This window comes from Bacillus silvicola, assembly GCF_050524305.1.
GTDB classification, from domain to species: domain Bacteria; phylum Bacillota; class Bacilli; order Bacillales; family Bacillaceae_G; genus Bacillus_A; species Bacillus_A cereus_AT.
In genome coordinates, this window is record NZ_JBNGVC010000024.1 from 81390 (window position 1) to 96830 (window position 15441).

The following is a 15441-nucleotide window of genomic DNA, read 5'->3' on the forward strand; positions in this document are numbered from 1 at the left end:
TGTTTTTTTCCGAAATGCTGGCGGTACCCTGTCAAAAATCAAAGCCGTATTTTATATAGAAGCACCCAGTGGTTTGTTCTATATAGATAGTGTAAAGCATCTTAACTAAACATTGGTAATAGTTGAACTAAACATTATCAATTTACTATATTTTGAATTAATGTGACAATAAATGGGCGCGAACATAACATTAATGTGTAAAAGGGATATTCTTTGAAATTAGTTATCATACGAGTAAACGATTTTTTTGAAGATAGTTTGATATATAATCGTTTATTCTTTATATTAAAATTCATTATAAATAAAGGTAAGAAGGACTACTTACTTTTAGGTGATACTATGATTGTCATTCGGATGAATGTATTGAACAACATAATAAAACAGGAGGAATCTATGAAATTCACGGGCATTATTCGACATGTAGACGAGAAAGGGCGTATAGGTATCCCTACGGAACTAAGAAACATTATAGGCATGCAAGAAGACGCAGTGCCTTTAGAATTTTTTGTAGTAGGGGTCACCATACATGCCCATCAACTTAAGGATGGATACAAAATTAACTTTTGTTCAATTGAACTAAAATCTCCCAAAATGGGGACAAGTTATTAAAAATAAGCACACGAAATAAACCCTAACGGGTTTCATTTTTTTCTTATGCAGCTTTCTTTTGCTTGCTACATCCACTATACTCATAGATAACACCCATGATATCAAAGACAGTTTTCTTCTCATATCGATGAGATTTCCGCCCGTTTTTCTCTAGAAGGTGGAACAGGCGGATCAGAAGCTTTGTTATCTCTTGGGTGCTTTTCCCTATGGCTTGATAGAGGAGAAACAGATGATCTTGGATCATTCCAATCGCTTTATATTCACTTAATTCTTTTTGCTTCTTTTGTAACACAAGTTGGCGCATTTTAAACATCGTAGAAGAACATAAAAAAATAGCGATGAGTTTCCCGTATAAATGGCACTCTATTCTTTCTTGTTTGACGGTACGACAATGATTAATATCAAACAATGATTTCCACGTTTTAAAAACAATTTCTATCTGCCAACGCAATGTATATAATTCATGTACTTGTTCCATCGGAACCCATTCCCAAGGTGCATTTGTCACATATACATTTAATCCCGCTGCTAATTTACTTTTATCTGAATAGGTTTTGTGTTTTGACTTTTCTTTTTCTGCAATTTTCTCTAGACGTTTTTTTAATTGTGCCTCTGTTAAACGATGAAAAATGAGACGTGAAAATAGCTGCTGTTTATCCCCAATATAAGCTTGCTGATATTCTATCGTTTCGCCTGGTTGGAGTTGATTCAAAATCTGTATGACATTGATTTGTATGTATTCTGATTGTTTTTTAATGGAACCATTTTTAAAATATTCCGGATTTGGATTTTTTACATATACGTTCGTATTTAACTTTAACCTCGAAATATAATACGTACCACGTTGATCCATTTGATCTAAATCCTCTAATGAAAAATACCCTAAATCACGAATACATAAATCGCCTGGCCGTAACGTATCTAAACATTCTGTTCCGAATGTTTTATCATTATTTTTTCCAGGTCCCACTTGAAAATTAAGAAATTGCCCACTATGTAAATCATATTCTAATTGAATTTTGATCCCAGCTGTTTGAGCGCAGCCACCTGAACCAGGATATATATGTTCCAAAGTATGGGGTACTTGAAACATAGTGGCATCCATGATGCGAATGCGTTTAAAATGAGCAAAAAGTTGGTTAGAAATGCGAGTCTGCTCACAGATTTTTTGTTGTAACAATAACGAAAAGACATGCTTTAAAAATAACACTGATTTTGCAGTAAATCGTTTATTTAAGCCCTCTGGGCTGAGTAAAGTACCTGTAGCTGCATGAAGTCTACTACATAATCGGACTAAAGGATCACTGGCCACCCGTTGGCTAATCCAAATACAAATGGTAGCTAAATCTGATCCTGAAAACTTGCGTTTTCGCTTTATAAACTTAATCTCTCTTGCTAGTTCTTCCAAAAATCCAGGTGTGATATAGCGCTGTAATTCTTCTGCAAATGGTTGTAACTCCTCTTGAATCGAGAGATTCATAAAAAACGTCACCCTTTCTCATAGATTATTAAGAAAGAATAACGTTTTTTTGTACTTGGGGGTAGTAAAAAGTCTTAAGTTGATGGGCATGGGGTCACCATATCAAAAAAAGAAAATTGTACGTTTAGACACAATTTGGACACAAATTAACCGGTTCCCTGTACGTTAAGGAACCGGCTACTTAGTTTGCTATTTTTTGATATAATTTTTTTCGCGTAATAGTCTTAGATTATTAAAATTTGTTTTTTCATTCAAGTTCCAAACATAATCACCTGTCAACGTAATATGTTCCCATCCAAGTGGAGATATATGTTTTAAATATTCTTCTGGAATGTCCACGCCTTTTGCACGTAAAGCATCTACTGCACGTGATATATATACCGTATTCCATAATACAATCGCTGAAATAAGCAGTTGCAAGCCGCTTGCTCTATGTAATTGGTCTTCATAAGAACGATCACGAATTTCTCCTAATCGATTGAAAAATACAGCTCGAGCAAGTGCGTGTTTTGCTTCACCTTTATTTAAACCAACCTGAACACGTCTTCTAAGCTCCGGACTCTGCAACCATTCTAATGTATATAAAGCTCTTTCAATCCTACCTATCTCACGCAATGTTACGGATAAGCTATTCTGCCTTGGGTAGGCCGCAAGTTTTTTAAGAATTAGAGACGCTGTGACTGTTCCATTACGAACAGAACTAGTTAGTCGTAATAAATCATCCCAATTTCCCCTTATTTTCTTTGTATGAATTGTTCCACCAATCATAAATTCTAGATGCGGTTGATTTAAGGGCTTTTCAAACGTATAAATTTTATTTTTGCTAAACGTTTTAATTCTAGGAGCAAATCGAAACCCTAATATATGACACATGGCAAAGACATGATCTACAAATCCTGCTGCATCCGTATAATGTTCTTCGATTTCCAAATCTGTTTCATGATACAATAGGCCATCAATAATATGTGGCGCTTCTTCTGAAGAACTAATAACTTGTACATAAAATGGAGCGTATTGATCTGAGATATGGGTATAAAAACTTAATCCTGGATCCCTACCATGTTTAGCATTTACTTGTGCTAACGGACTAGACTGACCACCAGCTCTAAAGAATTGTCCATCAGAAGATGAAGTCGAACCATCTCCCCAATGAGAAGAGAACGGATATTTATGCTGAAAATCAGTGATTGCTCCAAGAGCTTTGGAGTAATTTTCATCCCTTATATACCAATCTGATATCCAAGCTAATTGTGTATAAGATATATTCGGACATGCATCTGCCATTTTTGAAAGACCGAGATTAATTCCATCAGCCAAAATAGCTGCGAATAATACAGATTTGTCCTTTGGCTCAGTTTGGGTATGAAGATGAACAAAATGTTTGCTGAAATGTGTCCAGCTATCGACTTCTACCAATAGATCTGTTAATTTAATACGTGGTAATACACTATAAATAAGTCTAGTTAGATTTTCAACCTCATCTGGAATCATTTTCTTTAAAGATGCAATTTGTATTTTATCTGCATAGATTTCAACATCTGGCAATAACTGATTTTGAATTAAATGATTTACCTTAGAAAGTTGCTCTTCCATGAACTCAAATCGTTCCTGCAAATACTGATCTATGTTGGTTGGAATTGTTAGTGGAACTTGATGTTTCTCCTTTAATTCTTTCCATTTTTCTTGAGGTAAAAGATATTCTTCAAAATCCTTATATTGTCTACTTCCTACAACCCACATGTCCCCAGAACGAAGATGATTACATAATTCTGAAAAGATACCGAACTCATAGTAATGACGATCAATACCATTTTCTTTAATTACATGCTTGAACCATTTCGATTTGAGAAAATCCATCGGAGCTGTTTCAGGGATTTTTCTTTTTCCTGTTTGATTTATTTCTTTCAACATCTCTAGGGCCTCAAATAAAGTATGGCTCGCTTTAGAGGCTTTAAATACATACGTGCTTAATAATCTAGGTGCAAACTTCCGAAAATGGCCATAATGATTGTCTAATAGATCTAAATAGTCAAATTCTGCTGGTCTGGATAGTTCTTCAGCTTGTTCCACTGATTGTACAAATTGTTCCCATGAAATAATAGATTGTAAGGATTCAAAGGGGTCTTGTTCTAATTCTTTTGCTTCAATTAAAGCCTTTCCAACTTTTGCGTATAAACGGACCTTTTCATTAATGGATTTTCCATCCTTTTGAAAATGTTCCTTATGTTTCTTTTCTCCCCGATTAAACATTCTACCCATTAGTTTCTCAAGCATCTCTATTCCCTGATCTGTTAAAAAAGCATATATATGAATGAGAAAGGCCATAAGAGTTGCATGTCGTTTGAGCTCATGAAACCTAGATAAATGTTGATTGGAATAACGTGATCCTTCACGTGCCATCTGTAGCAATCGATTCTGATGCACTTCTCTGCCGTTATCTAAAGGTAAATTTAATTGTTGGATAAACTCTATTCGATCCATAATCTTGTGAAAATTTTTAACGGAAACAACACCTGAAGGTTGTCGAAGCCATGATAAATACGAAAACTTGTATCCTTTTCCTACACTTAATAACTTGTCTAGTTGCTTACATTGAGAAGGAGTAAGGTTTCTTGTTAATTGTTTGAAAATCTTTCTATGTGCTCGTTCACGTACAGCCCATGCTACATGTTCAACTGCATATATGGCTGGTAGAATAATTTTTCTTTTCCTCATTTCTATAATAAGAGCTTCTACTAAAAGATGTCCTTGATCTGTTTTCATGGCCATAGGGAGAAGCCAACGTGCTAACTCTCGATATTCTTTTAAAGTAAATGTCCGAAATCCTAATGTATTTCTGATTTTACTCAAATGTGCTCGTCGAGTTGCATCACGCCCACGTGCATAGTTCTGTATAGCTGAAGGTAAAATTTGTAATTGTTTAGCAATCGTATGTACAATAAAATATGGAACTTTTTCATTTGCAGATAATGGTCTCCCAGGAAAGCGTAAGTAAGCAATTTGTATGGCAAAACCTAATCGATTGGCAGCACCGCGTTGTTTATTTATGACTTGCAATTCTTCATCAGATATTGTGTAGTAGCGCAGAATTTCTCTCTCATCCATATGCTCAGGAATTCCATAAAAGTATTCTCTTTGTTCTGTAGTAAGAAGCTCCCTCGTTTTCAACGTCCCATTTCCCTTCGTATAGTTATAGTATTTATTATAGAAGTGATTTAAATATTTTTAAAATTAAAATTACTCCTATAATAATAATCAAATTTAGCAATTACTACAAAAATACAAACCCGTTTAAAAAGGTATACCTTTTTAAACATTAGGTCCAGATCTATGAAACATTGAAACATCAAGTTTATAAAGGTGATATAAAGAATTTTATAAACGTTTGTTTTTAATGAACATCTTTATAAACAAAATGGTATAATTATGGTAACAAATGTAAGGAGTGTCTCAAACGTGGCAAATATTTATGGATATATACGTGTAAGTACAAAAGATCAAAATGAACAACGTCAATTACATAAGATGATGGAACGAGGAGTAGAAGCTCGACGTATTTTTGTCGATAAAGCAAGTGGAAGACATTTTGATCGTCCTCAGTATCAATTATTACGAAAAATATTGAGTACTAATGAAATTCTTTACATAGATGCTTTAGATCGTATGGGGCGTAATTATGATGAAGTAATTTCAGAGTGGAAATACATAACAAGAGAATTACAAGCTGATATTATTGTTTTAGAAAATGAAACTTTATTCGATAGCCGTAAGTTCCGTGAAATGGGTGACATGGGTCGGTTGATGGAAGATCAATTTTTATCTTTGCTTTCCTATGTTGCAGATCAAGAGCGTAAAAAAATTCATCAGCGACAAGCGGAAGGGATTGCGGTAGCCAAATCTCAAGGAAAACATTTAGGTCGTCCTCAATGTAACCTTTCAACATTAAATCAAAAGCAAATACTTATAATAGAAGAAACGTATCCTAAATGGAAAAATAGAGAAATAACTGGAGTTCAATTTATGTCAATATTAGAACTAAAGAAAAATACTTTTTACAAAATAATCAAGGAATATGAAAGTACACTAAATCAAGACCAGCTATAAGCTGGTTATTTTTTATTCCAATAGGTAGTTAAGCTCCTAGAACCCTTTCAATATAAAAACGAATCCTCTAACTTACAGGAAATCGGCTGAAATATGTCTAAACGTACAATTTTCTTTTTTGATATGGTGCCCCTTTTATGAAATCTTAAATTGATGGATGCGTAAGGGCTCCCCTTGTAGTATTGTCTAAAAATTATTTTCAGATAATGATAAAATCGAATGTAAGCCTTAGTATATTTTTTTACCTCATGTCCTTAAAAAAGGTTGGCAATATCAATATAAGGCACACAAAGTTCATCAGCTTAATGTCCATAGTTGTGTCTGCTAGTTTCCATTTTCTAGCATCTATTCTGAAAGTGCGATCGTTTTTATCATATATACTGCCGTTGCAATATAAGCCTTTAGTAGATATGCTTCTATTAATTTTCACTTTCTGTAGTATTTGGGACAACTGATATTGTTACACTACCTTTATCCGTTCCAATAATAATAGTACCTGATCCTGGTTTGCTTCGCTTAAATAAAACTACAAACTCACGATTGAGTTCCACTCCTTCATCTAAAAATACTAAGGTATATTGATTATTGAATGTTCCGTCGCGAAGTTTTCTAATTGTAAATCAAAATATTATACTGTTAAAATTCCTATTTACATATAAATATTTTTCAAATATAAAATAAACATCATTTTAAATATTGTTTATCTAAGACTAGGAGTATTAAAATTATCTACAGGAAGGTATATTAAAACATTTAAAAATCACTCGAAAGGTTGGATCTAATGAAAAAGAATAGCACAATTATTATAATATTTCTCCTTTTATATTTATTTATAAGTGGCATAGGTGATGTTATAAATGGAAAAACAGGAATGTATGATTATATATGGATCGTTGTAGTTGCATTTGCCATAGTATACAGTTTATACACTTTGTATTCTTTATATAGTAATAAAGGGGAATAATTCCAAAAAATCCCGATATAAAAATATATGCAAATATGCATAATGTATTGTTTTTCATTTATATAAATCGTACAATTCAAATGCAATTATAAATTGGATTGTAAAAACATAAATGGAAAGAGGTAACGAAAATGGAATTTGATGTTTTATTTGAGATTGCGAAAAATTTTAATCTTCCTGAAAGTACAGCAACTAAGGTGTACAATGCAGTAAATAATGGAGCAGATGCATGGGCAGTAGCTTCTATCATCATTGCTGCAACAGGGCCTTTCTCAATTGGAGTAGGTGCAGTTTATATGTTAATTAAGAATCAAATGAAGAAAACTGCTGCTTCAGTTGCTATTGCTTGGTAATTAACTTTTAAAAAATAAGACTGTCTCCTTTCTTGAGATGGTCTTATTTTTTGTTGAAATTCATAATTTGGGCAATTGTGGTAGAATTGCCTTTTTCTATATTATATTTTTAAAAGGAGTTCTTAAATGGGGAAAATAAGTAATATATTTACACTTATATTTATGCAACATATTTTACATTTTCGTTGGCTTGTATCTCGTTATAATCCGTATTTAATTTTAAATAAAAGGATGGTTCTTCAAGTCATCATTACACTTTCAATCTCGCTATCTCTTGTTTTTTATTTTACATTTTTATCCGTCTTTCATTTTATTCAAATGAGTGGCATTACACTATCACTAAGTTTAATTAAAAAGATGTATGCTATTTTTTATATTTTGTTATTTATTTCTTTAGTAAGAGGTTCTTTTAATGATGTGTATCTTCGTGCATTTTTTTCTCATGATATTCAACTCTTAAGACTAAGAAATCTGAATACTTTTAATATCCAATTTGCTAAGCTAGTAGATACCTATTTTTTAAATATAATAATGTTTGTACTACCTTTACAGATTGGTATTTTTTACTCAATGATAAAGGTTTCAGGCTTAAAAATACCTTTTTATAGTTTTTGTACTATTTTTGGCGTATTAATTTTTGCACTTCTTTGTAGAATGACACTATTATTAGTGACATACATTTTTGGAAAAGGAAATTCTAATTCTTCATTAGTTACTCATAGTTTAATTTTTGTCTTTAAGTTATTAATTGCTGGGTTTATAACTTTTATAGTAGTAAGGTATTTCTTTGATAAACATCTACTCAATGTTTGGATTAATGTATTAAATCATTCGGATTATTTTATGAATGTTTTTGATTACTGGTATCTATGGTTACCTTTATTAACTATAATCCTATTTCTTTTAAATATATTTATATTACGTAAATATCAAAATCGTTTTAATATATATAAAATAAAAGATGCACAAATTGAGAATAAAGAAAAAGGTTCAATACTTATTAATATATTTATGTCTGAAAAAATTCATTCCAAAATTTTTAATGTCTTTTTTAAAGACTTACTTTTATTAATTAGAGGGGAAAATTTATCTTTAGGCTTTATCAAGGGAGGACTTATTGCCTCAGCTTGTTCTTTAGGGGTGATAATTGCCTTCTCTATGAATTTTTCACAAGATCATCATCAAGGTATTTTTATAATAATAGTTTTATTTCATCAGATAGTTTTATCTGGTTTATTATCAGCAAAGGTTGGAAAATTATCTAGTATTGATCTAGAAAAAAGTTGGATCATTCTGTATCAGTCTCGGCTAAAAAATCCATATTTTATTTATGTGGCTAAATTTTATTTGCATTTTCTAACGATATTCCCGATCATTCTTTTTTCTACTTGTATTTTATTATTCTTTATAAAAGTATCATTCTTCTTAATATTATGCTTCTTGTTAAGTGCTTTATGTATTTGTATAACATTAACTCTAAGTTTTATTTTAGGAAGTGCTTGTTTTCCTAATTTTAGTTGGGAAAGTAAAGATAAAGTTAATACTTCGGTTCTCGGACATTTAATAGAAAATTTATTTATACGTTCATATGAAGTAATAAATGTTGCTTTTATAGGAACAAAAGCAGCATTTTTATATGCTGAAAAGATATCGCTGCAAGATTTTCTATTCAGTTATATACAAGTCATTTTAGTTACTACATTAATTTGGAGCTTTATTATTCTAATTATTTTAAAAGCCCCTTTATGGAAAGGATGGAAAATCAAATGATAGTTGTGAAAGACTTAATATGCAAATATGAAAATACAGAGACAGATACGTTGAAATCTATTTCATTATCTCTAAAGGAGGGAGAAATTATTGGGTTATTAGGACATAATGGCGCAGGGAAAACCACTTTATTAGAGTGTTTAAGTGGTATTCGACAAGTTACAAGTGGAGACATAAATATTGATAATACAGATAATAACAAATATAAAAATGTAAGTTACATACCTAATGATTTGTACTTATATAATATGTTAACCATTCAGGAAACATTAATCTTTATGGGACGACTTTATTCGATGAGTACTAAAGAAATAGTTGAAAAAGTGGAGCCCTTGTTAAAATTATTTTCATTGGAGAACAAACAAAATGAATATATAAAAAATTTATCTTATGGTATGAAACAAAAAGTAGCTCTTATATTAGGTATACTTGATTCCCCTAAATATTTGTTACTAGATGAGCCAATGAATGGTTACGATGCCTTGTCCACTAAAACTACAAAGGATTTTTTGGTGAATTTTTCTAAACGAAATTCAGCAGGTGTTTTGTTATCCTCTCACCGATTAGACATTGTAGAAGATATTTGTGATCGTGTTTATGTAATTAATCAAGGGAATGTAATTTTTGAAGGACTAGTATCGACTTTAAAGAATGACCGTTCTTTTGAAGATGCTTTAATAGGTATAGTTCAAGGTGAAGAGATAAATGAAGAGAAATAATAAAAAAAGCAATGTTGATATTAAATGTAGTAAAAAGTGGATCTCTAAACAGCATTTTTGGAAATTATTTTTTTCTTCAGCATGTATTTATGTGTCCGCATTTATTTTAGGGCTAATATTATCAAAATATATTGGAGTCGAAGCAGGGAAAACTGTAGGTGCACAAAGTAGTGCAATTGATTATATAACTCATAATTTGAAAAGTGCCGTTTTTGTGGCTAGTGGATTAATCACTGTATCATTAAGTACAATATATTATTTGTTTTTAAATGGATTTTTCCTTGGCGCAACACTTGTTGCAGTCGGTGATTTTCACTCATATGGTGTAGCGATTGCAAGCATTTTAGTACATGGTATCTTTGAACTCCCAGCTATTATTCTAGTAGGTGGTATAGGCTTATATCCTGTATGTATTATCTATTATTTATTAAGAAACAAAAAAATAAATATTAGGGTACACTTAAGAAATTGTGTTTTTATGGCTGTTATGTCTATTAGCTTATTTATAATTGCAGCTGTCTTAGAAGCATATGTTTCCCCAATAATTATTAATTTGGTAAGTTAATCGTGTATTTATAAGGTTTTTTTTGGATTTTGTGGAAAATGAAATTAACTTTATCCGCTTTCATTCCAACTATTAGATATGCTTAAAGGAGAATATATTTATGAAAATTTATAGTTTTATTCATATTTTCTTCTCTCCCAAAAAGGTATTGGAAGAGAATATAAAAAAATATGATTTGATATTACCTGTTATTGTAATAGGATTATGTTCAGCAATTCTAGCGGTTTTATCAGTATTAACATTACCTAATATTAATACTGAGGGTGAGTTACAATATTTAAAAACGATAATGTTAATTTTCGCAGTATTTTTAGGGGTAATTTCACCATTACTAGGTGTAGTTATAAACTCCCTTATTAATTATATTTTGTTAACAATTGTTGATTCCTATGTTGAATTTAGGAAATTAATGATTATTGGTTTTTATGCATATATGCCTGTATTAGTGGACTCATTGCTAAAATTAATTGTTTCAATAAATATAGGTAAAATATTTCCCTATTCACCAACCTCTATTGCAATCTTATCGTCGAACCATAATTCATTATTTTCTATGATAGCGAATAGCTTTAGTATTTGTGGGGTTTGGAGCTTGTTTATTTATGCCTTAGGAGTATTTTTAGCTGTAAAAGAAAGTAATTACAATAAAAGAAAGAAAGCAGTAGTTATAATTGTATGTACAAATATAATTTTCACATTACTGGTAAGTATAGTATTTTCTCATTCTTAATATAAGCAGTTTACAATGGTACTAGGCAATTTAATAGGAAAAAGGGGTGACTTATTTTTTAAGGTTGCCCCTTTTTATTCAATTAGTCATAAAAAATAACCAGTATTTTTAGTGAATTTTAGAAAAGAGGACATTTATGTTAGTGAAAGAGATTCATAGTAAAAGAAACAAAAAGAAGTGGATTAGTATTGGAGTTATTGCACTACTCATCATCGTGGCGGCCATCAATATTTCTTTGATGAAAGGTAAGGAAAAGGGTGATGAGAAATCAGATGTTGTTAGGTTTGAGGAAGTAACAGAACGCAAATTAAATAATACGAAGTTAATTTCGGGACAAGTAAAACCAGGAAATATCGAAAGCTTCTACGCAGATCAAGCAAAAGGAAAAGTGAAGGATATTGAAGTGAAAGAAGGACAAGAGGTAGAAAAAGGAGCGAAATTATTCTCTTATAATAATGAAGAAATTAATTTACAGATGAAGCAAGTTGAGCTTGATCAGAAGATGGCTGATATGCGTTATGATCAAGGGAAAAAGAAGATTGATTCATTGAAGAAAGAAATTAAGAAAGCAAAAGATAGCGGAGCTGGGAAAGAAGTAACAGATCCGATGGAAGAGCAAGTCAGTGAGTTAGAAATGGCGCAAAAGACAACTGACCTTGAGAAAGAAAAAGGGAAGTTACAAAAAGAAGAGTTAAGTAAAAAGCAGAAAGAGCTTACGATTTATAGTAATTTTGCTGGTGTTGTTCAAAAGTTAGATAAAGATGCGGCGCAAAGTTCATCTCAAGCGCTAGGTGGTCAAGGAAAGGCGTTTTTACAAGTTGCTTCTAAAGATCCGTTCCAAATACAAGGGACGTTAACTGAGCTTCAGAAGTCACAAATTCAAAAGGATCAAACATTCACTGTAACTGCGAAAGCAAACAATAAGAAGAAGTGGACAGGTAAGATTACAGAAGTAAGTGAGTTCCCAACGAGTGCAGAAATGGCTCAAGCGGGTGGTATGGCTGAAGGAACACAAAATATGTCTCAATATACATATAAAGCAAGTCTTGATAGTCAAGATGGTTTATCTCCAGGTTATCACGTTTCATTGCAAGTAAATTTAGAGAATAAGAAGATGATTACTGTTCCGACTAAGAGCATTGTAGAAAAAGATGATGACACATTTGTTTATATCGAAGAGAAAGGAAAGCTTCGTAAGCAAAATGTGAAAAAAAGTTCTACTGATGGAGACTGGACAGAGATTGTTGAAGGCGTAACAGTGGGGCAAAAGGTGGTTAAAAATCCTTCCGATAACGTGTATGACGGAATGGAAGTGAAAGAGAGATGATTACGCTAAATAATATTGCTAAAACATATTATCAAGGGAAATTGGCAGTGCCGATTTTACATGGTATTAGTTTAACGATTCAAAGCGGTGAATTTGTTTCTATTATGGGACCGTCTGGTTCTGGTAAATCAACGCTTATGAATATTATCGGTTGTTTGGATCGTCCAACAGAAGGTGAATATATGTTGGATGATGTGAATATCTTAACAGCAGACGAGTCAAAACTAGCTTTAATTCGTAATGAATATATCGGTTTCGTATTCCAGCACTTTAATTTATTACCGCGTCTTTCGGCAGTGGAAAACGTTGAACTTCCGCTCGTATATGGTGGTGTGAAGAAGGCAGAGCGTCGCAAGCGTGCTTTAGAGGCGTTAGGTAAGGTCGGATTAGCTGATCGTGTGCATCATTTACCGAATGAATTATCAGGTGGACAGAAGCAGCGTGTAGCGATTGCTAGGGCGATTGCGAATAACCCAACGTTCATTATGGCCGATGAGCCAACTGGTGCACTTGATACAAAGTCTGGTGAGCAAGTTATGGATATTTTCACGAAGCTTAATGCAGAAGGTACGACAATTGTTATGGTTACGCATGAAGAGGAAGTAGCAGCTTATTCGTCTCGTCGGATTGTTTTGCGAGATGGGAAAATTACAGAAGATAGAAGGTGTGCAGTATGAGTTTACTAGATAGTATGAAAATTGCTCTATCTTCTATATTAGCTCATAAACTGCGTTCAGCTCTTACGATGCTCGGTATTATTATCGGTGTAGGTTCAATTATTACTGTAGTAGCGATTGGCCAAGGCGGAGAAGCCGCCTTAAAATCACAATTTGTTGGATCAGGGAATCAAACAGTTCCCATTCATTATAGTCCTGATATAAATGATTCTTTTGGTATGGATATGCCTGAAGCACCAAAAATAACAGAAGAAGATATTTTTGAACTCAAGAAGATTCCAGAGATTTCACATATCGTAACAACAAATTCAAGTATGGAATCTCTTGATATTGAAGATAAAAAAGAGATGGTGAATATTACAGGATTAGACAATGAGTATTTCACGGTGAATAAAGTGAAAGTACTCAAAGGACGTTCGCTGCAAGAATCAGATGTGGATCAAGGTAATAATGTTGTCATGATTAGTAAACAAATGGAAGATAAGGTGTTTAAAGATGTGAATCCAGTCGGTAAAATCATTGAAATGAAAGGTCAACCGATGCAAATTATTGGTGTCTATCAATCAGATAATGAGTTTATGGGAATGGGATCCTCAGAAGCACTCATTCCAATCTCATTATGGCCGACACTGTATGGAAAAGATGAAATTCAAAATATTTCTGTTCAAGCAAAAAATGTAGATAATTTAGAGAAGGCAGGTAAAAAAGCCGCAGATGTTTTAAACAGTCGTAAACCGAGTGATGCAACTGGTAAATACGAAGTAATGAATTTAAAAGAGATTCAAGAAGGTATTTCGACAATGACAAATATTATGACAATGATTATCAGTGGTATCGCTGGTATTTCGTTAATTGTTGGTGGTATTGGTGTTATGAACATCATGCTTGTATCTGTAACAGAGCGTACACGTGAAATTGGTGTACGTAAAGCACTTGGCGCAACCCGTAGTAAAATTTTATTACAATTCTTAATTGAAGCAGTTATGTTAACGCTTCTTGGCGGTTTAATTGGTATTGGTCTTGGATATGGCGGGGCATATATCGTTTCCACATTTGCGAAATGGCCACCGCTTGTTTCATGGGAAGTTGTTGTAGGGGGCTTACTGTTCTCAATGACACTTGGTATTATTTTCGGATTAATTCCAGCGAATAAAGCTGCAAAATTAGATCCAATTGAAGCACTTCGCTACGAATAGTTTACTAGTGTAGTAGAGATAAATATCTCTACTACACATACATATTGTTCGAGTGAATTGTTTGTAACATCCTTTAAGAGGATTATATAAATAGAAGGAGGCGCTATAATGGAAGCGAATATGAATACACAAGATGTAAGTGTGAAAAAGCCATCATTATTTGGAATGATTACATCTCCTGGAGTACAATTTGAAAGAATGAAAACAAACAAGAAAGTTTGGGGTATGTTCCTCTTTGTAGCACTGTTACAAGGACTACTAGGTGGTTTAAGTGCGTATGTTATACATACCTCACCCGAGATGCTTAAAATGAAAAAAGAATTAGGTGAACTGGCTGGACAAAGTTCACTTACATCAGAAGTTATTTCTGGAATTGGATCAAGCTTTGCTGGTGCAATGATTGGAACACTCTTCATAGCAGCTATTTATAAAATATTTATGATGTTCTTTGGTAATGATACGCCTTACAAAACGTTATTGAACATTGTAATTTATACAAACATTGTCCTTATTATTGGTGGACTTATTAATACAATTTTAAGTCTAATCTTTGGTAGTGGAACGACTCAGTATACTAGTTTAGGGTTATTATTTAAGGAAGGTACATTCGCATACGGAATTGGTAATACAATTGAAATATTCTATGTATGGAATTTAGTTTTAATTTGGCTCGGATTACACATTACAGCTGGATTAAGTAAGGTGAAAGCATCAATTCCAATTATTGTTCTATTCATAATTAAAGCGGTATTCTTAGCGGCAATTTTGGTATTAATAGCGAAATTTTTACCTGGGATGCCGATGTAAATAAATTCTGTTCATTATGAAAAAATCAGTAATAGATTTGCAGCATTATTAACCGGTTCCTTAACGTACAAGGTACCGGTTAATTTGTGTCCAAAATATGTCTAAACGTACAATTTTCTTTTTTTGATATGGTGACCCCA

14 protein-coding genes are annotated in these 15441 nt (G+C 32.6%); 11 read left to right on the forward strand and 3 right to left on the reverse strand.

Going from position 1 to position 15441, the window contains the following annotated elements:
* Positions 1-213 precede the first annotated feature (213 nt).
* Complete coding sequence (locus ACP6L7_RS35770; protein WP_430529879.1) at positions 214-609, forward strand: hypothetical protein; 396 nt, start codon at positions 214-216, stop codon at positions 607-609.
* Between the two features lie 43 nt (positions 610-652).
* Here ACP6L7_RS35770 and ACP6L7_RS35775 read toward each other — a convergent pair whose 3' ends face one another.
* Positions 653-2089: an IS4 family transposase gene (locus ACP6L7_RS35775; protein WP_430529880.1), complete on the reverse strand. Its 1437-nt coding sequence runs from the start codon at positions 2087-2089 to the stop codon at positions 653-655.
* Between the two features lie 189 nt (positions 2090-2278).
* Complete coding sequence (locus ACP6L7_RS35780) at positions 2279-5257, reverse strand: Tn3 family transposase (protein WP_430529881.1); 2979 nt, start codon at positions 5255-5257, stop codon at positions 2279-2281.
* Positions 5258-5515: 258 nt separating this feature from the next.
* Between ACP6L7_RS35780 and ACP6L7_RS35785 the strand changes: the two genes are divergently transcribed.
* Positions 5516-6193 carry a recombinase family protein gene (locus ACP6L7_RS35785; RefSeq protein WP_430529882.1) on the forward strand — a complete coding sequence of 226 codons (678 nt, stop codon included), beginning with the start codon at positions 5516-5518 and terminating at the stop codon, positions 6191-6193.
* 419 nt (positions 6194-6612) lie between these two features.
* On the opposite strand, the gene ACP6L7_RS35790 is transcribed toward ACP6L7_RS35785, so the two are convergent.
* The gene (locus tag ACP6L7_RS35790; RefSeq protein ID WP_269429677.1) at positions 6613-6744 is read right to left on the reverse strand and encodes a hypothetical protein; all 132 of its coding nucleotides are present in this window, start codon (positions 6742-6744) and stop codon (positions 6613-6615) included.
* Positions 6745-7288: 544 nt separating this feature from the next.
* Here ACP6L7_RS35790 and ACP6L7_RS35795 point away from each other — a divergent pair.
* The 9 genes from ACP6L7_RS35795 to yknW all read left to right on the forward strand — a co-directional run bounded on the left by ACP6L7_RS35795 (position 7289) and on the right by yknW (position 15301).
* On the forward strand, positions 7289-7510 hold the full coding sequence (locus ACP6L7_RS35795; protein ID WP_061687932.1) for an uberolysin/carnocyclin family circular bacteriocin: 222 nt from the start codon (positions 7289-7291) through the stop codon (positions 7508-7510).
* A gap of 126 nt (positions 7511-7636) precedes the next feature.
* A complete protein-coding gene (locus tag ACP6L7_RS35800; protein WP_430529883.1) occupies positions 7637-9280 on the forward strand; it encodes a hypothetical protein in 1644 nt (547 codons plus the stop codon).
* Entirely contained in the window at positions 9277-9999 is a 723-nt protein-coding gene (locus ACP6L7_RS35805; protein ID WP_430529884.1) for an ABC transporter ATP-binding protein, read from the forward strand. Before ACP6L7_RS35800 ends, ACP6L7_RS35805 begins: the two co-directional genes overlap by 4 nt.
* Positions 9986-10564 (forward strand): stage II sporulation protein M, encoded by a 579-nt coding sequence (locus tag ACP6L7_RS35810; protein WP_430529885.1) that lies wholly within the window; start codon positions 9986-9988, stop codon positions 10562-10564. Before ACP6L7_RS35805 ends, ACP6L7_RS35810 begins: the two co-directional genes overlap by 14 nt.
* A 100-nt stretch (positions 10565-10664) precedes the next feature.
* The gene (locus tag ACP6L7_RS35815; protein WP_043937693.1) at positions 10665-11294 is read left to right on the forward strand and encodes a YIP1 family protein; all 630 of its coding nucleotides are present in this window, start codon (positions 10665-10667) and stop codon (positions 11292-11294) included.
* Positions 11295-11430: 136 nt separating this feature from the next.
* Entirely contained in the window at positions 11431-12621 is a 1191-nt protein-coding gene (locus ACP6L7_RS35820) for an efflux RND transporter periplasmic adaptor subunit (protein ID WP_430529886.1), read from the forward strand.
* Positions 12618-13298 carry an ABC transporter ATP-binding protein gene (locus tag ACP6L7_RS35825; RefSeq protein WP_061686037.1) on the forward strand — a complete coding sequence of 227 codons (681 nt, stop codon included), beginning with the start codon at positions 12618-12620 and terminating at the stop codon, positions 13296-13298. The genes ACP6L7_RS35820 and ACP6L7_RS35825 overlap by 4 nt, the downstream gene beginning before the upstream one ends.
* Complete coding sequence (locus tag ACP6L7_RS35830) at positions 13295-14494, forward strand: ABC transporter permease (RefSeq protein WP_430529887.1); 1200 nt, start codon at positions 13295-13297, stop codon at positions 14492-14494. Before ACP6L7_RS35825 ends, ACP6L7_RS35830 begins: the two co-directional genes overlap by 4 nt.
* Before the next feature lie 108 nt (positions 14495-14602).
* Entirely contained in the window at positions 14603-15301 is a 699-nt protein-coding gene (gene yknW / locus ACP6L7_RS35835) for a YknW family membrane protein (RefSeq protein ID WP_430529888.1), read from the forward strand.
* The last annotated feature ends 140 nt before the right edge of the window (positions 15302-15441 follow it).